The organism is Marinobacter qingdaonensis (genome assembly GCF_034555935.1).
GTDB classification, from domain to species: Bacteria; Pseudomonadota; Gammaproteobacteria; order Pseudomonadales; family Oleiphilaceae; genus Marinobacter; species Marinobacter qingdaonensis.
Genome location: NZ_JAYDCJ010000003.1, coordinates 2,352,814 through 2,372,277, shown reverse-complemented (window position 1 = coordinate 2,372,277; position 19,464 = coordinate 2,352,814). Strand labels below are relative to the sequence as shown.

20 protein-coding genes and 3 tRNA genes are annotated in these 19,464 nt (G+C 61.6%); 9 read left to right on the top strand and 14 right to left on the bottom strand.

Translation table 11 applies throughout. From position 1 onward, the window contains the following. Positions 1-23: 23 nt before the first annotated feature. Positions 24-1,025 carry a zinc-dependent alcohol dehydrogenase gene (locus tag U5822_RS14140; protein WP_322856253.1) on the bottom strand — a complete coding sequence of 334 codons (1,002 nt, stop codon included), beginning with the start codon at positions 1,023-1,025 and terminating at the stop codon, positions 24-26. 141 nt (positions 1,026-1,166) lie between these two features. Here U5822_RS14140 and U5822_RS14135 point away from each other — a divergent pair, with 141 nt between their 5' ends. From U5822_RS14135 to U5822_RS14105, 7 genes are all read left to right on the top strand, one after another. Further along, the gene (locus tag U5822_RS14135; RefSeq protein WP_322856252.1) at positions 1,167-1,925 is read left to right on the top strand and encodes a CDP-alcohol phosphatidyltransferase family protein; all 759 of its coding nucleotides are present in this window, start codon (positions 1,167-1,169) and stop codon (positions 1,923-1,925) included. Then, a complete protein-coding gene (locus tag U5822_RS14130; RefSeq protein ID WP_322856251.1) occupies positions 1,903-2,520 on the top strand; it encodes a YceI family protein in 618 nt (205 codons plus the stop codon). The genes U5822_RS14135 and U5822_RS14130 overlap by 23 nt, the downstream gene beginning before the upstream one ends. Positions 2,521-2,648: 128 nt before the next feature. Beyond that, entirely contained in the window at positions 2,649-3,728 is a 1,080-nt protein-coding gene (locus U5822_RS14125; RefSeq protein ID WP_322856250.1) for a hypothetical protein, read from the top strand. Between the two features lie 122 nt (positions 3,729-3,850). Continuing rightward, a complete protein-coding gene (locus tag U5822_RS14120; RefSeq protein WP_322856249.1) occupies positions 3,851-4,939 on the top strand; it encodes a hypothetical protein in 1,089 nt (362 codons plus the stop codon). Positions 4,940-5,089: 150 nt separating this feature from the next. After that, positions 5,090-6,049, top strand: a complete 960-nt coding sequence (locus U5822_RS14115) for a DMT family transporter (RefSeq protein WP_322856248.1) — start codon at positions 5,090-5,092, stop codon at positions 6,047-6,049. Between the two features lie 45 nt (positions 6,050-6,094). After that, a tRNA-Val gene (locus tag U5822_RS14110) sits at positions 6,095-6,171 on the top strand. A gap of 80 nt (positions 6,172-6,251) precedes the next feature. Continuing rightward, positions 6,252-7,073 (top strand): pseudouridine synthase, encoded by an 822-nt coding sequence (locus U5822_RS14105; RefSeq protein ID WP_322856247.1) that lies wholly within the window; start codon positions 6,252-6,254, stop codon positions 7,071-7,073. A 36-nt stretch (positions 7,074-7,109) separates the two neighbouring features. On the opposite strand, the gene U5822_RS14100 is transcribed toward U5822_RS14105, so the two are convergent. From U5822_RS14100 to dapA, 5 genes are all read right to left on the bottom strand, one after another. Further along, the gene (locus U5822_RS14100) at positions 7,110-8,117 is read right to left on the bottom strand and encodes an NAD-dependent epimerase (RefSeq protein WP_322856246.1); all 1,008 of its coding nucleotides are present in this window, start codon (positions 8,115-8,117) and stop codon (positions 7,110-7,112) included. A 12-nt stretch (positions 8,118-8,129) separates the two neighbouring features. Beyond that, a complete protein-coding gene (locus U5822_RS14095) occupies positions 8,130-8,867 on the bottom strand; it encodes a TIGR04219 family outer membrane beta-barrel protein (protein WP_322856245.1) in 738 nt (245 codons plus the stop codon). Between the two features lie 31 nt (positions 8,868-8,898). Next, positions 8,899-9,612 (bottom strand): phosphoribosylaminoimidazolesuccinocarboxamide synthase, encoded by a 714-nt coding sequence (gene purC, locus U5822_RS14090; RefSeq protein WP_322856244.1) that lies wholly within the window; start codon positions 9,610-9,612, stop codon positions 8,899-8,901. A gap of 10 nt (positions 9,613-9,622) precedes the next feature. After that, a complete protein-coding gene (gene bamC, locus U5822_RS14085) occupies positions 9,623-10,648 on the bottom strand; it encodes an outer membrane protein assembly factor BamC (protein ID WP_322856243.1) in 1,026 nt (341 codons plus the stop codon). A gap of 107 nt (positions 10,649-10,755) precedes the next feature. Further along, positions 10,756-11,634: a 4-hydroxy-tetrahydrodipicolinate synthase gene (gene dapA / locus U5822_RS14080; RefSeq protein WP_322856242.1), complete on the bottom strand. Its 879-nt coding sequence runs from the start codon at positions 11,632-11,634 to the stop codon at positions 10,756-10,758. 74 nt (positions 11,635-11,708) lie between these two features. On the opposite strand from dapA, the gene U5822_RS14075 reads away from it, so the two are divergent. Then, positions 11,709-12,176: a peroxiredoxin gene (locus U5822_RS14075; RefSeq protein ID WP_322856241.1), complete on the top strand. Its 468-nt coding sequence runs from the start codon at positions 11,709-11,711 to the stop codon at positions 12,174-12,176. A 4-nt stretch (positions 12,177-12,180) separates the two neighbouring features. On the opposite strand, the gene U5822_RS14070 is transcribed toward U5822_RS14075, so the two are convergent. Together U5822_RS14070 and U5822_RS14065 are read right to left on the bottom strand one after the other, a co-directional pair. After that, positions 12,181-13,260, bottom strand: a complete 1,080-nt coding sequence (locus U5822_RS14070) for an AI-2E family transporter (protein WP_322856240.1) — start codon at positions 13,258-13,260, stop codon at positions 12,181-12,183. Between the two features lie 16 nt (positions 13,261-13,276). Next, positions 13,277-13,504, bottom strand: a complete 228-nt coding sequence (locus tag U5822_RS14065) for a sulfurtransferase TusA family protein (RefSeq protein WP_322856239.1) — start codon at positions 13,502-13,504, stop codon at positions 13,277-13,279. A gap of 165 nt (positions 13,505-13,669) precedes the next feature. Between U5822_RS14065 and U5822_RS14060 the strand changes: the two genes are divergently transcribed. Next, a complete protein-coding gene (locus U5822_RS14060; protein WP_322856238.1) occupies positions 13,670-15,148 on the top strand; it encodes a M48 family metalloprotease in 1,479 nt (492 codons plus the stop codon). 9 nt (positions 15,149-15,157) lie between these two features. On the opposite strand, the gene nadA is transcribed toward U5822_RS14060, so the two are convergent. The 6 genes from nadA to tolB form a co-directional block, all read right to left on the bottom strand. Further along, complete coding sequence (gene nadA / locus U5822_RS14055) at positions 15,158-16,219, bottom strand: quinolinate synthase NadA (RefSeq protein WP_322856237.1); 1,062 nt, start codon at positions 16,217-16,219, stop codon at positions 15,158-15,160. A gap of 192 nt (positions 16,220-16,411) precedes the next feature. Continuing rightward, positions 16,412-16,487: transfer RNA gene (locus U5822_RS14050), tRNA-Lys, on the bottom strand. Between the two features lie 63 nt (positions 16,488-16,550). Beyond that, positions 16,551-16,626: transfer RNA gene (locus U5822_RS14045), tRNA-Lys, on the bottom strand. An 85-nt stretch (positions 16,627-16,711) separates the two neighbouring features. Further along, entirely contained in the window at positions 16,712-17,488 is a 777-nt protein-coding gene (gene ybgF, locus U5822_RS14040) for a tol-pal system protein YbgF (protein WP_322856236.1), read from the bottom strand. Between the two features lie 24 nt (positions 17,489-17,512). Continuing rightward, a complete protein-coding gene (gene pal / locus U5822_RS14035) occupies positions 17,513-18,082 on the bottom strand; it encodes a peptidoglycan-associated lipoprotein Pal (protein ID WP_322856235.1) in 570 nt (189 codons plus the stop codon). 64 nt (positions 18,083-18,146) lie between these two features. After that, positions 18,147-19,460, bottom strand: a complete 1,314-nt coding sequence (gene tolB / locus U5822_RS14030; protein WP_425259226.1) for a Tol-Pal system beta propeller repeat protein TolB — start codon at positions 19,458-19,460, stop codon at positions 18,147-18,149. Positions 19,461-19,464: the final 4 nt, after the last annotated feature.

The window sequence follows — 19,464 nt, the reverse complement described above, 5'->3', positions numbered from 1 at the left end:
CTCCATACAGCCAAAGAGAAAAATCAGTACACGATTCGGTGACACAAAACATCCGCTGTGCCGGCCAGGAGTGTCGGCATCACCTGTGCCAACTCGGCAAACCGGCTTTCTCCGGTGATCAACTGGTCGAGCCGATCATCCTGGAGCAATTCCAGAGCCAGCGCCATGCGCCGACGATAGTCCCAGCGCGGCCGACGGTCAGTGGGAATCTGCCCCACCTGACTGGACCTGAGGGTCAGCCGTCGGGCGTGGAAGCCCTCGCCCAGTGGCGCCGCCACCGCGGCATTGCCGTACCAGCTCATCTCGACAATCCGGGCCTCGGGCCCGGCACTGGCCAGGGCCGTGGTCAGGCCGGCGGGCTGGCCGCTGGTGTGAAACACCAGGTCGTAGTCGTCCCGGCCGGGTCCCTCGGTGAAGTCCAGCCCCAGTGCCTGGGCCTGGGTTCGGCGGGCCGGGTTGGTGTCGAGTACGGTGACACGCGTGCCGGGAATCTGGGCCGCCAGCCAGCCGACCAGCAAGCCGACGACGCCGAGCCCCACCACCAGTACCCGGTCCCCCACGCCCGGGGAGGCGTCCCAGAGTCCGTTCACCGCCGTTTCCATGTTTGCGGCCAAAACCGCGCGCTCGGCCGGTACCCCGTCGGGGATCGGGTACACCGCCTGTTGCGGTACCCGGTACCGTTGTTGGTGAGGAAACAGGCAGAACACCGTTCGTCCGAGCAGGTCCGCCGGCCCATCCGTCACTTGCCCGACATTGGCGTAACCGTATTTGACCGGATAGGGAAACTCCCCCTGCTGAAACGGCGCCCGCATGCGTCCATGCTCACTGGCCGGCACCCGGCCATGGAACACCAGGCTTTCGGTGCCTCGGCTGATGCCGGAGAACCGGGTTTCCACGGTCACGGCGGAGGTTGGCAATAGGCCCTCGGCCGCATCGATGGGCGCCGGCTGCAGCGCGCCCTGGCCTGGACCGGTGACCCACCAGGCCAGACTGGTGGTGATGTCCTGGGTGTCTTGAGACTGCAAAAGCCGCTCCCTGTCATTGTGTTCTGGTCGGTCCGAATGCCCGGTTGGGTCGTAGGCACCGGTAAGTTCTGACAACTATAGTCAGTGATGGAGGCCTTCACCCAAGGCCTCCCATCAACACCTATACGCTGGAGTGCAGCTATGGATTCGCCCGAACGGGTGACAGCGCCGGCGCTGTCGCTTCGCCTGGATCTGGCCTGGGCCCTGGTTCTGACCACCACGGTATGTCTGGCGGCGGCCCTGACCTGGCGTTTGCCCGCCGGTTTCCTGGTGATTGCCGCGACTCTCTTTGCCCTGCTGGCCTGGTGCGTGCTGCGCCACTGGCCCGCCGACCAGGATTTTGGGCCCGCCAACCGGACGACACTGGCCCGGGCTGCGCTGGTGATCCTGTTGGTGTCTTCTGCCCCCTTTCTTCCCGGCTCCGGGGCTGAACCGGCCGTCGGTCAGTTGTGGATTTATGCAGCCATTGCCCTGTTGGCTCTGGTGTTGGACGGCGTCGATGGCGCCCTGGCCCGGGCCCTGGGCTGCCAGAGCAGCTTTGGCGCCCGCTTCGACATGGAGCTGGACGCAGCGCTCATGTTGGGCCTTTGTCTTGCGGTGATGGCCCTGGATCGGGCCGGAGCCTGGGTACTCGCCCTGGGGTTGATGCGCTATGCTTTTGTTACTGCTGGCCTGTTCTTACCCTGGCTGACAGCGCCCCTGCCCGACAGTTTCCGGCGCAAGACGGTCTGCGTCTGGCAGCTTGTCACCCTGATGGTGGCGCTGCTGCCCCCGGTATCCCCTGCTTTTGCCAGCATCACCCTGGCCACGGCCCTGGTCCTGCTGGTGTGGTCCTTCGCTCTGGACATTTGCTGGCTCTACCACAGGAGGTCTTCCCATGAACCCCGGCACAATGATTGAACACTCCGCCCGTTCCGCCCTGGTCGCCTCGGCCCTCTGCCTGTCCGGCGCGGCGTTCGCAGAGCCCGCGACTTTCGAGGTGGATTCCGAACACTTTTCCATGTCGTTTGAAATCATGCACATTGGCTACGCCCCGGTGATTGGCATGTTCCGCGAGGTGGAGGGGCAGTTCGTCTATGACGACGCCACCGGCGAACTGCAATCCGGCACGCTGGTGTTTCAGAGCGACAGCATCTTCACCAACCACAAGAAGCGGGACGAACACCTGCGCAGCGACGACTTTCTCCACAGCAAGAAATACCCGGAAATCCGGTTCGACCTGACCGACTTCGAGCCCAGCGGCGAGAACACCGGCAAGGTCACCGGTGATCTGACCATGCTGGGTCAAACCAACCCGGTGACCCTGGATGTGACCCTCAACAAGTCAGCGGAATATCCGATCGGCCATGAGGATTTCACCCTGGGCATCAGTGCCGAGACCAGCTTGCGGCGCAGCGACTGGGGTATGACCTATGGGCTGGAGCCGGCACTGGTCGGCGACGAGGTTCGACTGCGCTTTGGCTTCGAGGCCAATCAGGATTCCGGCTGGTTCTGAACCTCCGGTATTTTGTGAGCCACCGCACAATCCGGACACATTCTGTTACATAACCGGCCCATTTCTTTGCCGTCATCCATTCGCTCTCTGTATGTTTGTTGATCATAACAACAACAAGGAACTGACGGATGGCCGGCAAAGCCCTTCTGCTTCTGTTGGTCGCGTTGACGGGCTCGCTGGCTACCGGCTACTGGCTCGCCACCGACAACCAGACAAGCTTCCACTGGCTGCGGGACTCGCTGCCAGCGGCGTTGTTTAACGGCCCTGCGGCAACCCCGGTTGCGAACCTCACCTCGCCATCGGCCGCTTCGCCAGGGCCGGCTCGGGCCATGGAGCCGGGCGACAGCGCGCTGGGCTTCATGTTCGCCCGGGTTGCCGACCAATACCGCGATAATGCCCAATACCCACCCTGGTCCACGCCCCTGTCCCCCGCTCAGGCCGAGGGCTACCAAACCAACCGTTACACCCCGGTGCGCCTGCCACTCGGCAATCAGGGGCACTTCACCGTCACCCTGGAAAAATTCCGCTTTACCCGGGGTGAGCCGATTCTCATTGCTGCCTCGCTCGAGGGGCCCCAGGTGGTGGCCGATACCCTGGCCGTCACCCTGGAACAGTCCGAGAACCGGGATGCCATCGCCTCCACTCGATTGGAGCGCACCAGCGGCACCTTTTTTGAGGGCGAACTTGGCTCCGACGAGCCCCCCGGAGAATACCGGCTGATCGTCGAAGCCCGGGTCGATGGCCGGCCGGTGCGCCATGCCTCCACCCTCACCATCGAGCCTTACCTGGGTGAGTTCGAAGGGCTGGACGATGCCTACCTGGCCGAGAACAACCTGGTGATCCCGGTTCGCTTCGCGCCGGACCAGGCCGGTGTTTTCGCCCTCTCGGCCCAGCTTTTCGCGGGTTCCCGGCCGATTGCCCTGCTCCAGGCTGAACAGCGTCTGGACTCGGGCGCCGGCACCATTGAGCTGAAGGCCCATGGCACGGTGCTGGCCAATCAGCCCGTGAACGGCCCCCTGAGTCTCCGGCACCTGCAAATCCGGCAACTGCCCGCCAGGCCCGGGCAGCGAACTCACTATGGCTTCGGACCGGAAGAGGGCCTGGATTTTTCCGCCCCGGACCTGAATGACCTGACGGACACCCCGACGGTCGACCCGGAATCGGAACGTCGGGCAGCCTTGCTGCAACGGTTGGCCGACAAGTTCTGAGCGCAGGGCGCAGAGCCCCCTGCTGCGGCTGGCGCCGCGCGGTTCCGTGCAGTACGTCCCGGATCAGGGGCGAACGGATAAACGTCTCACGACAACAATAATTCAACGAAGACGGAGCAAACATGACAGCAAGCAAACTCGGAAAAACCGGCAAGGCCGCGCTCGCGGCGACCATCACCGGCGCCCTCCTGGCCGGGCCAGCCCAGGCCCAGCTCGCCGGGCACAACGTGGTACTGGTGCATGGCTTTCAACAGGAGGATCTCGCCAACCCACCCGCCGACCTGCAAGCGGTCAAGCGCGCGGGCGAAGATTACTGGCGAACCTTCTGGCTGGCACGCTCGGACGCTCGGATCGACTGGGGCAGCGATGGTCGGATCGAAGGCAACATCGCCCAGCAGGCGTATCAGCAGCTGCGCCAGATCAGTCAGCAGGGACTCTGCAACGACTATTGCATCCTGGTGTCACACTCCACCGGCGATCTGGTGACTCGCTATCTGTTGGAAAACCAGGCGCGCTGGCTTCAGGCCGAGGGCCTGCCGCCACTGCGGATCCTGGCCACCATTGATTACTCCGGGGCTGGCGGTGGTACCGAGCTGGCCGACCTTGCCCTAAGCATCGCCTACAACGACAGTTGGTATAACTGGCCACTGAAGGCCGCCGTGCAGGCCTTCACCGGCATTGAACCCAAACCCGGCAAACTCGGTGTGGTCAACGACCTGCAGACCAATGCCGCCCGCAATCTGGCGCTCAGTCCGAACAGCGTTCCCCGGCTCAGGTTTGTGGCGGGCGGCTCGTCCTACGGTGGCATCACCAAGCCATTCATTGCCGGCAAGGACGACGGCGTGGTGCCCGTGCACTCGGCCTGCGGAGCCACCACCGCGAACGGCATCGATTCCTGCTCGAACAGCCTCAGCATGGCCGGCAAGGTGACCGGTCAGACCGGCCCCGGCGCCCTCTGGTACAACCACTTCCCGGTGCTGATGAACGAGGGTGCCAGCCACAGTGGGGTCCTGGGATCGGAAACCGGCAATACCTCGGTGCCGGTGGTCAACAACACCACCCTGAATGGCCTGCGCGTGGATTTCGCCAGCCGAAGTTACACCCAGCGGGCCTGGTGGCAGTGGTGGGGTTCCGGCGACCGTTACCTTGAGGTGCCCGGTTCCGACCAAACCGACATGTCGACCTTGGTCTACACCACCCTCAACAACTAAGCTTGCAACCTACTGATTTAATGAAGATAAAACCGGGCTCACGGACGAGCCCACAAGCGCCGCCCCCGATACTCGCCTTTCTTTTTTAGTTCGCAAACTATACATTGATCCGCCTGTTTCGATTCCCACCCAGACGCCAGCGGTTGCTCAATGTCCGACGCCCACAAATCCGACGCCCTTCTCGTGGTGGTGACCCTGATGGCCGCCGTCAGCTGGATTTTTTCCAAGGAAGCCATCCTGCTGATGCCACCGCTGCTGTTCATGGCAGCCCGGTTCTTCATCGCCGGGGGGATTCTGGTCCTGGCTGCCTGGCGCCCGCTATCCCGCTTGAGCCTCGACCAGGTGGGCCGGTGTCTCGGCGTTGGGCTGGTATTTGGTGTCGCCATGTGCTTCTGGATCATGGGTCTGGTGCACGCCAGCAGCATGGGTGAAGGCGCGTTCCTGACCAGTCTCGGCGTGGTGATTGTGCCAATACTGTCCCGATTCCTGTTCAAGGAACCCCAGCCGGCCAGCACCTGGGTGGCAATTCCCATTGCCGTCGCCGGTCTGGCCCTGCTTTCCTTGAAGAACGGGTTTCGCCCGGAACCGGCCCAGGCCTTTTTCGTTGGCGCCGCTTTCATCCTGGCGCTGTTTTTTACGCTCACTACCCGCACCGCGAATCAGCGCACCGTCATCAACCGTCGGGGCGAACGCATCGAGAAACACAAGGTCTCAGCGCTGCCGCTGACCGCCCTGTCACTGACCACAGTCAGCCTGGTCACACTGCTGGCGTCGCTGGTGCTCGAGCCCTGGCAGCAGGTGCTGACCCAGCCCCCGGCCGCTCTGTTCGGCTGGGTCCTCGCCAGTGCCGTTATCGGTACCGCCGGTCGCTTCCTGCTCCAGACCTACGCCCAGAGCCTGTCGGCACACAGCCATGGCGTGGTCATCCTGATTCTTGAACCGGTATGGGTCACCCTGTTCGCAGCCGGCTGGTTTGGCGAGACCATGACGGCCCTGCAGATGGCCGGCTGCACGCTGATTTTCGCGGCGTTGCTGGTCAATCGGTGGGGCGTGGTCAGCAGAGCCATCAAAGGTTGGCTGCGGAATCAGAAATCCGAGAAAAGTGGTTGACCGAGGTCCCGGGAATCAGTATATTGCGTCCCCGTTGCAGGACACAGGACCATAGCTCAGTTGGTTAGAGCGCTACCTTGACATGGTAGAGGTCCCCAGTTCGAATCTGGGTGGTCCTACCACTTCTGCAAAGAAAGTCAGTTACTTACGGGCACCGTAGGAACTGGCTTTTTTTATGTCCGGCTACTTTCCGGAATCGATTATGCGCACCTCCGTCGACCTCACCCTGGAACACCCCCAGACCGCTGTGGACGCCCTCAGCGACGCCACCGGACTGCCCAAACAGCGCATCAAAGACGCCATGGCCAAAGGCGCATGCTGGTGGACCCAGAAGCGCAAACAGGTTCGCCTGCGCAAAGCCAAGCGCCAGGTCCAGCCTGGTACCCGCCTGCAGCTGTTCTACGACGACGCCATCCTGGCCCGTACACCACCCCACGCGACCCTGCTCGACGATCGCGGACGCTATTCGGTCTGGTTCAAGCCTCACGGCATGCTCGCCCAGGGGTCACAATGGGGCGATCACTGCAGCCTGCTGCGGGTCGCCGAGGTCGAACTTGCCCGCACCTGCCACCTCGTTCACCGACTGGATGCCGACGCCGCCGGCCTGATGCTCATCGCCCACGACGGCAAGGCCGCCGCTGCGCTCTCCGCCCTGTTTGCCGGCCGCGCCATCACCAAGCGCTATCAGGCACGGGTGACCGGCATCATCAACACCGAGAGCCAGCTCATCGAGACCGAGGTGGACGGCAAGAGCGCCCGGAGCCATATCACCACCATGGCGGTGGACGACCAAGAGCAAACCAGCCTGTTAACGGTGGACATCGAGACCGGCCGCAAACACCAGATACGCCAGCACCTGGCCAGCATCGGACACGCCATCATCGGCGACCGCCTGTACGGACGCCCCGCCCCCTTGCCCTTGCAACTGCTGGCGTACGAGCTCGCCTTCGAGTGTCCGCTGAGCCGGCGCCGGGTTCAGTGGCAACTGCCCGAGCCCTTCAACCAACTGCCCATCGGGCAATAAAAAAGCCGGCTGTTGCCGGCTTTTTATGCACTGCCTTCAGACCTGATAGAACTCGCGATACCAGTCCACGAACCTGGCTATACCCTGCTCCACGGAGGTGTCGGGCTTGTAGCCGACGTCCGCGATGAGATCGTCCACATTCGCGTAAGTTGCCGGTACGTCGCCCGGTTGCAGCGGCAACAGGTTTTTCTCGGCTTTTTTGCCGACCCGCTCCTCGATGATTTCAATGAACCGGGACAACTCCACCGGGTTGTTGCTGCCAATGTTGTAGATCCGGTAGGGGCCCTTACCGGTGCCGGGATCGGGTTGCTCGCCCGACCAGTCGGCGTTGGGCTCGGCCACATGGTCCAGGGTTCGGATGACACCCTCGACGATGTCGTCGATGTAGGTGAAATCGCGCTTGTGATGACCATGGTTGAACACATCGATGGGCTCGCCGGCGAGGATCTTCTTGGTGAAGATGAACAACGCCATGTCCGGCCGACCCCAGGGACCGTAGACGGTGAAAAACCGCAGGCCGGTGGTCGGCAGGTTGTACAGGTGGCTGTAGGTGTGGGCCATGAGCTCGTTGGCCTTTTTGGAGGCCGCGTACAGGCTCAACGGATGGTCGACGTTGTCATGGACCGAGAACGGCATGGTCTCGTTGGCACCGTACACCGAGCTGCTGGAGGCGTACACCAGGTGCTTGACCCCGTTGTGCCGACACCCTTCCAGGATGTTCATGAAGCCCACCAGATTGGCGTCCACGTAGGCGTGAGGATTCTCGAGGGAATAGCGGACACCCGCCTGGGCCGCCAGATGCACCACCCGTTCCGGCTTGTACTCGGCAAACAGCGACTCCATGGCCGCCCGGTCGGCAACGTCCTTGCGCACCTCGGTGAAGCCAGCTTTCCCGGTCAACCGGGCCAACCGTGCTTCCTTCAGGCTCACATCGTAGTAATCGTTGACGTTATCGACGCCAATTACCTCATCACCCCGATCCAGCAGGCGATGAGCCAGATGGGAGCCAATGAACCCGGCCGTTCCCGTTACAAGAATCCTCAAGTGTCTCTCTCCTTAGAAAACCACGCCGGCACTGATGAACGGGCCATCAATGTCCAGATCCAGGCTTTCGTCGTCGTCTTCGTAATCGATGGACATCTGACGATAGCCGGCACGCAGCTGGAGTACGGCAATGTCCAACTGACCATAGGCATTGAAGTCATGCAGCGAATCGCCGCTGTAGCTGATGAAGTTGCCCTCGGCGCCCACCGACACACCGGTCAGGGGCAGATCGAAACGGGCGGCGACATAGCCCATGGGCAGAATCGCGTCGACTTCCGTCTTGCTAGCCTGGGTACCACCGACCTGCTGGACGATCAGTTCACCATCCAGATCTCGGGCGGTCAGACCGAGGTCCAGGTTGACCCAGTTATCCAGCACTTCGTAGTACAGGGTCAGGTCAAGCTGTTCGAGATCCAGGTCGGAGCGGACATCAGCACCGGTGTTAACATCAATTCCACCGAAATTGGCGCCCAGTTCCCCGCGACCGCTCTGCTCTATCAGAGTGTAGTTCAAGCGGACATTCGGCAGCACCGGCACCGGATGTTCGAAGTAAAGAGAGGCGTTGGCATTGGAGTCGCTGTCGAGATTGAGATCATTCTCCACGTCCACCACGTCGCCATTGTCCGTGGCCTTGCCCGAGAGTTCGGAATCCCAGTAGCTTACGTGAGCGCCGAGACCAACCACGTCCGCGTGAGCCAGCGGAGCCGCCAACAACATGGAACCGCACGCCGCCACCATCAATTTACGCATAAAACACCCTTAGTTTTGTTGTGTGTCAGGATCAGCCGAACTCAATACCCAAACGGCGTCCGACTTCCTCATAGGTTTCAATCACATCACCCAGTCCCTGGCGGAAACGGTCCTTGTCCATTTTTTTCCGGGTCTGCTTGTCCCAGATACGACAGCCGTCCGGGCTGAACTCGTCACCCAACACGATCTCGCCGCCACTCCGGCCGAATTCCAGCTTGTAATCCACCAACAACATGCCGGCATCATCAAACAGCGCCTTGAGCACGTCGTTGACCTGGTAAGTCAGCTCCTTCATCCGCGCCAGTTCCTCGGCGGACGCCCAGCCAAAACTGACCGCCAGCGACTCATTCACCATGGGATCGTGCAGGGCGTCGTTCTTCAGGAACAACTCGTAGGTCGACGGTGTCAGCTCCTGGCCTTCCTCGACCCCGAGCCGGCGGCACAGGCTGCCCGCAGAGATGTTGCGGACCACGCACTCGACCGGAATCATGTCGAGCTTCTTGACCACCGATTCCGTCGCCGACAGCAGCCCTTCGAAATGGGTCGGAATGCCCGCAGCCTCAAGCTTTTCCATGATGAAGGCGTTGAACTTGTTGTTCACCATGCCCTTCCGGTTCAGCTGCTCTTTTTTCTCACCGTCAAAGGCCGAGGTGTCGTCCCGGAACACCAGAACAAAACGGTCCGGGTTATCGGTGGTGTACACAGACTTCGCCTTGCCGGCGTATAGCTCTTCACGCTTTTCCATTACAGGTCTCTCAATAAAGATATTCGAACAGTTGCGCCAGCAGGTCCGGAGCGGCCTGGTCGCCATCGTAACTGTCCTGTCGCTGAGCGGTCACGACCACGTCGTCGCCCTGCTCGACCAGGCTCACGGTGTGGGTATGCTGCGGCTCCTCAGCGTCACTGAACCAGTCAAACCAGCCGGATTCGCGCTCGTCCTCGGTGCGGAAGTCGACGTAGAACCAGCCTTCGCTCCGGTTCAGATCCACCACCGGCACTTCGGCGTCATTGAGGGCGCGACTCACTTCCGCCCAGGACCGGCCGTAGTCCAGGCGCATGCGCACCGCAGTCGCTTCATCGCCTTCGGTGACCAGTTTGACCAGGGGATCACTCACCATGCCAGACGCCGCCCGGGAGAAGGACTTGTCCTCCTCACTGGCTTGCAGGAACTGGCCCAGGTCGGCCAGCAGCCGCTTCTGCAGTTCCAGCGCTTCCGCGGTCGGACTGACAATCCCGGACCAGGGCACCAGTTCGGACGGCTGGCCGTCGACGGTCAACTTGCGGATCTGGATCTCGGTGGTCTTGCGACGGACCCCGGGGGCCATCCGCATCTGAAGAACCACACGCGGCTCGTCCACGCCTGGGTCCTGCGGTAATTCCGCGAGTTCGCGCGCGCGTTTGCTGAAATTCAGCAGCTCGCTCTGAAGCAGACCGAGCTGAGGGCTGTCGAAACCAACACCCAGACCCCGGTCGGCCATGTAGGCATTGGCGGCCGGCCAGATTCGACCGGGTACGTCATTGACCAGCAGCCAGACCCGGCCATCCAGCTCCTCGATCACGTAATTCTCGTCGAGGATCTCGGAGGTCATGTCCGGCGGGCGCGGCAATTCGGAGGGGTAAAGCTTGCTGGCGTCGGCCACCTCAACATCGCGGATCGGCATTGCCTGGCTGAAGCGGGTCTCATCGGCACTGGCAGGCAACTGCAGCGGTTTGCCCTCCTCGGCCGAGACGTAACGTTTGGTTCGGTCTTCCAGCAGACTGCATCCGGACAATGCCGTCATCAGCATAAATCCGGATGCCAGGGTCAGGGGTTTTAACAACGGGGTACTACGGGTTCCATGAAGAACCGGCATCGGGTTACTCCGGGTCAGAAACAAGGTCAAAAAACTCAGAGCACACCTGAGGCTTTCAGAGCGTCTTCCACTTCCCCGTGGAACTTCTCGCTCAATGGCGTCAGCGGCAGCCTGATGCCCTCACTGATCATGCCCATGCGGTTCAAGGCCCATTTGACCGGAATCGGGTTGGCCTCCAGGAACAGCTTCCGGTTCAGGGGCATGAGCAGCTCGTTCAGCCGCTCGGTTTCCTCACGGTTGCCGGCAATCGCCGCTTCGCACAATTGGGACATGGCCTTGGGGGCCACGTTGGCGGTGACCGAGACGTTGCCCTTGCCGCCCGCCAACATCAGCTCGGCCGCGGTCGCATCGTCGCCGGAATAGACGGCCAGGCGGCCATCCAGGGCTTCGATCAGTTCAGCGCCCCGCGGGATGTTGCCGGTCGCATCTTTGATCGCCACGATGTTCGGAATGTCCGCGAGACGCAGGACGGTTTCGTTCAGCATGTCGCACGCGGTCCGCCCGGGCACGTTGTAGAGCATCTGTTTCATGCCCGGCACGGCTTCGGCGATGGTCTTGAAATGCTGGTACAGGCCTTCCTGGGTCGGCTTGTTGTAGTAAGGCACCACCAACAGGCAAGCGTCGGCGCCCAGTTTGTGCGCTTCGGTGGTCAGCTCGATCGCCTCGCGGGTGCTGTTACCACCGGTACCGGCAATGACCGGGATGCGACCGTCGACGCGTTTTATGATGTGACCGATCACCTGACAATGCTCGTCAGGGTCCAGGGTTGCGGATTCACCCGTGGTGCCCACAGCAACGATGCCATGGGTGCCGTTCTCGATGTGGAAATCCACCAGCCGGTCCAGTTCCTCCCAGTGAATCTCACCGTTTGGATCCATGGGCGTGACCAGTGCGACAAGGCTACCCGTAATCATAAAAGCTCCGTCCGAATAAAACCGATATGGTAATGTTGGGCACGAACTGACACAAGGGAATTCAAGGAGAAGTCATGCCGTCCGTCGTACTGGGCCAAGCCGTGCCCGATTTTGAAGCCGCCGCCACCGGTGAACAGACCTTTCGCCTGAGCGACTACCGGGGGCGCAACCTGGTCATCTACTTTTACCCGAAAGACAACACCCCGGGGTGCACCACCGAAGGCCAGGATTTTCGCGATCGCATGCCGGAGTTCGACAAGCTCAACACGACGATCCTCGGCGTCTCCCGGGATGGCCTGAAGGCTCATGAGAACTTCCGGGCCAAACACGAGTTTCCGTTTCACCTGATTTCAGACAAAGATGAGGCGGTGTGCAAGCTGTTCGACGTCATCAAACTCAAGAAACTGTACGGCAAGGAGTACCTGGGCGTCGATCGCAGCACCTTCCTGATCGACGCTGACGGCAAACTGCGCAGGGAATGGCGCGGCGTCAAGGTCAAGGGCCACGCCGACGAGGTCCTGGAGGCGGCCCGCGCGCTCTAGGGCGTTACGACTGCTCCGCGGCCGGTGGCGTGACATGCTCCTTCACCGGCCAGGCGGCGAACACCGCTTTCAGCATGGTCGCCAGCGGAATGGCAAAGAAGACCCCCCACAGCCCCCAGATCCCGCCGAAGAACAACACCGCCACGATGATGGCGACCGGATGCAGGTTGTTGACCTCGGAAAACAGGATGGGCACCAGCACATTGCCATCCAGGGCCTGGATCACGCCATAGACCACCATGACCCAGATGAAGTGGCTGCCCCAGCCAAAGGCAAACAGGCCGATCATGGCGACGGGGATGGTGACCACCGCGGCGCCGATGTAGGGAATCACCACACTGAGACCAACCAGCAGCGACAGCAGGGCCGCGTACGGCATACCCAGCAGCTTGAACGCCACATAGGTGGCAATGCCGACGATCAGGATCTCAACCGCCTTGCCCCGCACATAATTGGCGCACTGCAGATTCACCTCGTGCCAGATCCGGAGCATCATCGGCCGTTGCGGCGGCAGCAGGCTGCCGATGGCGTTGAGCATCATCTCCCGGTCTTTCAGGAAGAAAAACACCAGGATGGGCACCAGAACCACGTAGATCAGCAGCGCCACCAGATCGGGGATGCTGGAGAGGGAAAAGGAGACCAGCCACTGGGTCAGGTGCCCCATCTCCGTGGACACTTGCTGATACAGGGTATTCACGGCGTCGGCGGAGATCAGCTGGGGGTACTCATCAGGGAGCAACTCCAGGTAGGACTGCATCTCGCGAATGATGCGGGGCGTCTCCCCGGCCAGATTGCTCACCTGGGTCCAGATCAACGGCAGCAGGCCGAAAATCACGCCCACCAACACGCCCAGGAAGACCAGGAACACGCCGATGATGGCGACCAATTCCGGCACGCCCAGTTTGACCATCTTGGTCACCAGGCCCTGGAGGATGAATGCGATGATCAGAGAGGCAATGGCCGGCGCGAGCATGGCGCCAAACCAGATCACGAAAATCGTTCCCGTGACCAGAATCAGGAACAGGATCACCGCCTCTTCGTCGGAAAAGTATTTGTGGGCCAGGCCCCGCAAAATCCTGAGCATCAATGTCTCCGAGTGGTTAACCGCCGCACTTTATCACAAACCGGTACTGCCCATCGGCCTCCGAGCGACTGACCAGCTGGTGCGCCGACAGCTCGATGAAGGCCGGGATGTCACGGGCGGAGCCGGCATCCGTGGCAATGACCTCCAACTCCTGCCCGGGTGACATGCCGTTGAGTTCCAGCTTGGTTTTCAGCAGCGGCATGGGACAGCGGAGCCCGGAAGCGTCCAAAGTGCGATCAACCATAAAAACGAAACACCCTTGCGATTACAATGGGACGAAGTGGCAGGTCGGCATTATGCCGACAGTGTTAATGTATTGCATCACAATAGTTTTTAATCGAAAGGTTAGAACTATTTATCGTAAGCTGTTGTCACACTGGCACCCAGAACGAAAGGCTCCCTGCATTCCATGATTCCTGTCCATACCGGCCTGCGTCGAACATCGTCCATCGTCCACGCCAGCTTTCTGGCCCTGGCTCTGCTGCTGTCGTGGGCGCCGGCCCAGGCTCAGGACTCGCAGCTGCCCAGCATCGGCGGTCACGGCGGCGGCCTGATCTCCGGGCAACAGGAAGCGGAAATCGGCCAGCAAGTGATGATTTCGATCCGCCGATCCGCACCCCGGATCACCGATCCCCTGGTGTTCGATTACCTGACCGCCATTACCTATCGCCTGGTGCCGTCCGCCCCGCTGCAGCAGCGGGACCTGACCCTGGCGCTGATCGACGATCCGGCCATCAACGCGTTCGCAGTCCCCGGCGGCATTGTTGGTGTCAACGGTGGCCTGTTCCTGAACGCCGCCACCGAGCAGCAGTTTGCCTCGGTCCTGGCCCACGAATTGGCGCACCTGAGCCAGAGACACTTTGCCCGACGCCTGGAGCAGCAGGAAACCAGTGCCCCCTTGACCATGGCCGGCATGCTCGCCGGCATCATCCTGTCCGCGGTTACCCAATCCGATGTTGGCATTGCCGCCATTGCCGGAACCCAGGCCCTGGCGGTGCAGAACATGCTGGCGTACAGCCGGGCCCATGAACAGGAAGCGGATCGGGTTGGCCTGGACATTCTCGCCACCGCCGGAATGGACCCACGGGGCATGCCCGAAATGTTCGAGATCATGATGCGACAGAACCGGCTGCAGGGAAATCAGGTGCCCGAGTACCTGTCGACCCACCCGTTGACCCAGAGCCGGGTGGCCGACACCCGAAACCGGGCGGAACAGTACCCGGATCGGCGGATCGAGGACGGCCAGGAATATCACCTGATTCGCAACCGGCTGCAGGTGCGCTATGCCACCTCCGCGGACGTGGCGGTCGACACCTTCGAGGCCTACCTGAATCGCGACGACGCCCGACCCTCGGACGCCATTCGCTATGGCCTCGCGGTGGCCTACCAGCAAAACAACCAACCGGCGCAGGCCATCGCCCTGCTGCAGAAACTACTGGAACGGAATCCCAACCGCATCACCTTTCAGGTGACCCTGGCAGAGACCATGATCGGTGAGAAACGCATCCAGGGAGCCAAGGACATTCTCAAACAGGCCCTGGCGCGCAACCCCGGCAATTACCCCATCACCTACACCCTGGCCGAGGCGGAAATCGCCGACGGCAATGGCGCCGCGGCCGCGGAGCATCTGAAACAGCTGACCCGGCAGATGCCGGGTCAGGAACACCTCTGGCTACGCCTGGCCGAGGCGGAAGGCCTGGCGCGGAACATCGTCGGCGTGCATCGCGCCCGCGCCGAGTACGATGCCTTGATGGGGGATCTGGAAGCGGCCCAGCGGCAACTGCGCCAGGCCCAGGAAAAATTGCCGGCCGGCTCGCCCCAGCGCCAGGTGGTCACGGAGCGGTTGGCGGAAATCACCGGTCGACTGAACGCCCGGAGAAACGGCTGACGCCGCCGCTCAGGCGTTGCCGGCCGCCTTCAGGTTCATGTTGGCGGTAAAGTCCAACATCCGCCGCAGCGGCCGGAGCGCACGCTCCCGCAGTGCGTCGTCGACTTCCACCACCTGATCGCCCCGCTCCAGCACCTGGAGCAGATTCTCCAGGCCATTCATGGCCATCCACGGGCAGTGGGCACAGCTGCGACAGGTGGCGCCGTTACCCGCAGTCGGGGCCTCAAGCAGGATCTTGTTGGGTGCCAACTGCTGCATCTTGTAGAAAATGCCGTTGTCGGTGGCAACGATGAACTTTTCGTTGGGCAGGGTCTGGACCGCGTGAATCAGCTGCGAGGTGGAACCCACCACATCTGCCATGGCCACCACCGCGTCCGGTGATTCCGGGTGCACCAGCACAGCGGCTTCCGGATACAGCGCCTTCAGATCCTCCAGGCCACGGTACTTGAACTCCTCATGGACAATGCAGGAGCCATCCCACAACAGCATGTCGGCACCGGTGGTTTTCTGCACGTAGTGGCCCAAGTGCTTGTCCGGCGCCCAGAGGATCTTTTCGCCCCGCGCGTCCAGATCTTCCACGATGGCCTGCGCGCAACTGGAGGTAACGACCCAGTCGGCCCTCGCCTTGACCGCTGCCGAGGTGTTGGCATACACGACGACGGTGCGATCGGGATGCTCGTCGCAGAACGCCGCAAATTCATCCTCGGGGCAACCCACGTCGAGGGAACAGGTGGCCTCCAGGGTGGGCATGAGCACCCGTTTCTCGGGGTTCAGGATCTTCGCGGTCTCGCCCATGAAGCGGACGCCAGCCACCACCACGGTCGAGGCCGGGTGCTGGTTGCCAAAGCGCGCCATCTCCAGGGAATCGGCGACGCAGCCACCGGTTTCCTCGGCCAGACGCTGAATGTCGGGGTCCGTGTAGTAATGAGCCACCAGCACGGCATCCTGAGCCTTCAGGGTCGCCTTGATGCGCGCTTCCAATTCGGCCTTCTCGTCCGCGCTGAGCGGCTTGGGTTCCGCCGCGTGGGCCAGGTGCTCCTGGACAAGGATACGGTCTTCAGCTCGTGTCATTACTGCATCTCTGTGTTGCTTGTTGTCTGGGAGTATACCACTCCACCCCCACCTTCATGATACTGACACACGACCGTGGCAGACCATCCAACGGGGATAAAACGCCTCTTCTGACTAGGTAGGAACGTATACGCAAAAAAAAAGAGCCCGAAGGCTCTTTTTTTCGCAAAAACCCTTGAGGGCTCTGCAATTTGGTGGGTCGTGAAGGATTCGAACCTTCGACCAATTGGTTAAAAGCCAACTGCTCTACCAACTGAGCTAACGACCCGTAACTGCAACCAGACTTGCTGGTTCGCCCTGAAGTGCCTCAGCACACTCCGGAGCCGGAAGTTGGTGGGTCGTGAAGGATTCGAACCTTCGACCAATTGGTTAAAAGCCAACTGCTCTACCAACTGAGCTAACGACCCAAACGAGGCGCATATAGTAATGATTTTTTGCCGTTGATCAACCCCTTTTTCCAAGGTTTCTCAACATTTTTCTCAGCCGCTTCCGTCAGCTGTTTCCGCCCGCCAGAAACTTCTTCGCCAACTCGGCCGCACTGCTGTTCGGATAGTCCTTCACAACCGTCTCCATCCGACGCCGAGCCTCCTGCTTGTCACCCATCCGATCCAGGGTTACCCCCAGTTTGTAGACCGCGTCCGGCGCTTTCCGGTGGTCAGGGTATCGGGTGGCGACGATGGTGAAGGCCTGCTTGGCCTGCTCCAGCTGAGGCTTGACCAGGTACACCTCACCCAACCAGTAGTAGGCATTGACCGTCAGATCGCCTTCCGGGTAGGTGTCGATGAAGTCGTACAGGCGGCTGATGGCCTCATCGTATTGTTTCTGGTTGCGGATCAGGTCCTGAATGGCCTGATAGGCCTTGCGCTCCTCCGCCTTCGGCTGCCGGTACTCCCGGGTCGGGGTGCCGGCGCTGCCAGAGCTCGCGGCTCCAGCGCCACTGGCCGCCGCGGCCGGTTCCGGCTGGGCCGACACCTTCTCGGACAGCTCGAGGATGCGCTGATCAAGATCGATGTACCGATCCCGACCCTGCTCTTTCAAACGATCGATCTGGTGCCTTTGCTCCTCGACTTCGCCCTGCAGGCGGCGAACCTCGCCCTGGAGCTGCTGGATCATGTAGAACAGCTCGGCGGTGGCCTGGTTACTGCTGGCCCGACGTTGCGCCTCGGAACTGCTGTTCTGGAACGCTGGCGTAGATGATTGCGCCAGGGCCGCGCCCGCGTGTCCGAGGACAAGCGAGACGGCCACTGTCGCCATGAGTCTTGTTCTCATGGTCATTCCTGACTGCTGTTGCGTTTACTCGAATACGAGCTCCACACGACGGTTCTGGGCCCAGGTGCTCTCGGAGGAACCCATGACCGCCGGCTTTTCTTCACCGTAGCTTACGGTTTCCATTTGGCCACGTGAAGCGCCGTTGACGATCAGGAAACGCTGGATGGCGTTGGCACGGCGCTCACCCAGGGCCAGGTTGTACTCCTTGGTGCCGCGCTCATCGGCGTGGCCTTCCAGACGCACCTGCTGTCCCGGGTTGTTGGCCAGGAACTGGGCGTGGGCGACCAGTACATCGCGGGCCTCGGGCTTGATTTCCGCGGTGTCAAAATCGAAGTAGAAGGTTGTGATGTCACGCAGCGCGGCCTGCTCAGCCTGACGCTCCGCGGCCATCCGCTCTTCCTCGGTCATGGCCGAAGACGACACGCCGTCCTGGTCACCGCCGCCATAGACCGTGGAGCCACCGTCCTGATCGATCGCTGCCACGTCGGAATCGTAGGCACCCTCATCGACGGTCTCACCGGTTGAGCTACAACCGGCGAACAGGCCGGCGGTCAGCAGAACTGCAAAAGCCTTGGATTGAACTGACAACTTCATAACACTTTCCTTTCAGTTGGTTGACTTGCTTTCTGAATCACTTGGCAGGCCTGACAAGGACCTGCTACCGGACCAGCGGGCCCCATGCCGGCTCGCGCACATCACCGACCGAGGCGGGCAGGCTGTAAGCCGCGCCGCCATCGGCGGAGATCACGGTAAGCACGCTGTTGGCGCCCTGCTTGGTGGCGTAGATCAGCATGCGGCCGTTCGGGGACACGCTTGGGGATTCGTCGGATTCGGTTCGGGTGAGAATGGTTTCCTCACCGGACTTGAGGTTTGTACGGGCAATGTGGAACGCCCGGTCACGCTGGTGCACGTAATACACATACTGACCGGTATTGTCCGGCCGGGGACGGGCGTTGTAGCGGCTGCCGAAGGTAATCCGGCGAGGAGCCGCGCGCTCGTTTTCCTTGTAGTAGATCTGCGGACCACCGGACCGGTCGGAGGTAAAGAACAGGCCGTCGCCGGTGTGATCCCAGCTCGCCTCGGTGTCGATCGCCCAGTGATTGGTGATCTTGGTCAACTGCTTGTTGGCCAGGTTCATCCGGTAAATTTCAGCGTTGCCGTCCTTGGACAGGGTCATCAGCAGGGAACGACCGTCGCTGGACCAGGCCGGCGCCGAGTTAAGTCCCGGGAAGTCCGCGACCCGGGTCCGCTGGCCGCTGGCCAGCTCATGGACAAAGATCGCCGGCTTGCCCGTCTCAAAGGACACGTAGGCCAGCTTCTTCCCGTCCGGCGACCAGGCCGGCGACAGAATCGGCTCCTGACTCTCCAGCCGAATGCGCGCCCGCTTGCCATCGACATCGCTTACCTGCAGGCGATAGCGGGGCTTGCCCTGGTACTGATCCAGGGTGATATAGGCAAGCTTGGTGGAAAACGCACCCGGGACGCCGGTGATGGCTTCGTACACCTTGTCGCTGATGTGGTGAGCCAGGGAACGAACGTTGGACACCGAGGCCGCGGCCGTCTCGCCCAGCAGTCGTTCTTCGGTGTTCACATCAAACAGCTCGTAGCGGGCGGACACCCGGTCCGCCGACCGGGTGAGTTCACCGACCAGGACGTAGCGCTGCCCCAGCAGCCGCCAATCCCGGAAATACACGTCGGCCCGCTTGGACGGCAGACTCAGCATCTTTTCCGCCGGCAACGGACGGAATTCGCCACTCATGGCCAGATCGCTCTGAACGATGCCACTGACCTTGTCACCGGGCGGTATCGCACCGCTTTCGGCAAAGGGCACCACCGCAATGGGAATCGCCGAATCGGCGCCCTCGGTAATCCTGATCAGCAACTCAGCCTGTGCCGCGCCGGCAGTCAAAGTGGCGAGCACCATCACGGCCATCAGCTTGCGTAACGACTTAGTCCAATCCCGCTGTGTCATGCTG

What these genes read in the sequence shown, in the direction of transcription:
- U5822_RS14135 (WP_322856252.1), top strand. Translation starts at nt 1,167, where the DNA reads ATGGATTCGCCCGAACGGGTGACAGCGCCGGCGCTGTCGCTTCGCCTG.
- U5822_RS14130 (WP_322856251.1), top strand. Translation starts at nt 1,903, where the DNA reads ATGAACCCCGGCACAATGATTGAACACTCCGCCCGTTCCGCCCTGGTC.
- U5822_RS14125 (WP_322856250.1), top strand. Translation starts at nt 2,649, where the DNA reads ATGGCCGGCAAAGCCCTTCTGCTTCTGTTGGTCGCGTTGACGGGCTCG.
- U5822_RS14120 (WP_322856249.1), top strand. Translation starts at nt 3,851, where the DNA reads ATGACAGCAAGCAAACTCGGAAAAACCGGCAAGGCCGCGCTCGCGGCG.
- U5822_RS14115 (WP_322856248.1), top strand. Translation starts at nt 5,090, where the DNA reads ATGTCCGACGCCCACAAATCCGACGCCCTTCTCGTGGTGGTGACCCTG.
- U5822_RS14105 (WP_322856247.1), top strand. Translation starts at nt 6,252, where the DNA reads ATGCGCACCTCCGTCGACCTCACCCTGGAACACCCCCAGACCGCTGTG.
- U5822_RS14095 (WP_322856245.1), bottom strand. Translation starts at nt 8,867, where the DNA reads ATGCGTAAATTGATGGTGGCGGCGTGCGGTTCCATGTTGTTGGCGGCT.
- purC (WP_322856244.1), bottom strand. Translation starts at nt 9,612, where the DNA reads ATGGAAAAGCGTGAAGAGCTATACGCCGGCAAGGCGAAGTCTGTGTAC.
- bamC (WP_322856243.1), bottom strand. Translation starts at nt 10,648, where the DNA reads ATGACGGCATTGTCCGGATGCAGTCTGCTGGAAGACCGAACCAAACGT.
- dapA (WP_322856242.1), bottom strand. Translation starts at nt 11,634, where the DNA reads ATGATTACGGGTAGCCTTGTCGCACTGGTCACGCCCATGGATCCAAAC.
- U5822_RS14075 (WP_322856241.1), top strand. Translation starts at nt 11,709, where the DNA reads ATGCCGTCCGTCGTACTGGGCCAAGCCGTGCCCGATTTTGAAGCCGCC.
- U5822_RS14070 (WP_322856240.1), bottom strand. Translation starts at nt 13,260, where the DNA reads ATGCTCAGGATTTTGCGGGGCCTGGCCCACAAATACTTTTCCGACGAA.
- U5822_RS14065 (WP_322856239.1), bottom strand. Translation starts at nt 13,504, where the DNA reads ATGGTTGATCGCACTTTGGACGCTTCCGGGCTCCGCTGTCCCATGCCG.
- U5822_RS14060 (WP_322856238.1), top strand. Translation starts at nt 13,670, where the DNA reads ATGATTCCTGTCCATACCGGCCTGCGTCGAACATCGTCCATCGTCCAC.
- nadA (WP_322856237.1), bottom strand. Translation starts at nt 16,219, where the DNA reads ATGACACGAGCTGAAGACCGTATCCTTGTCCAGGAGCACCTGGCCCAC.
- ybgF (WP_322856236.1), bottom strand. Translation starts at nt 17,488, where the DNA reads ATGAGAACAAGACTCATGGCGACAGTGGCCGTCTCGCTTGTCCTCGGA.
- pal (WP_322856235.1), bottom strand. Translation starts at nt 18,082, where the DNA reads ATGAAGTTGTCAGTTCAATCCAAGGCTTTTGCAGTTCTGCTGACCGCC.
- tolB (WP_425259226.1), bottom strand. Translation starts at nt 19,460, where the DNA reads ATGACACAGCGGGATTGGACTAAGTCGTTACGCAAGCTGATGGCCGTG.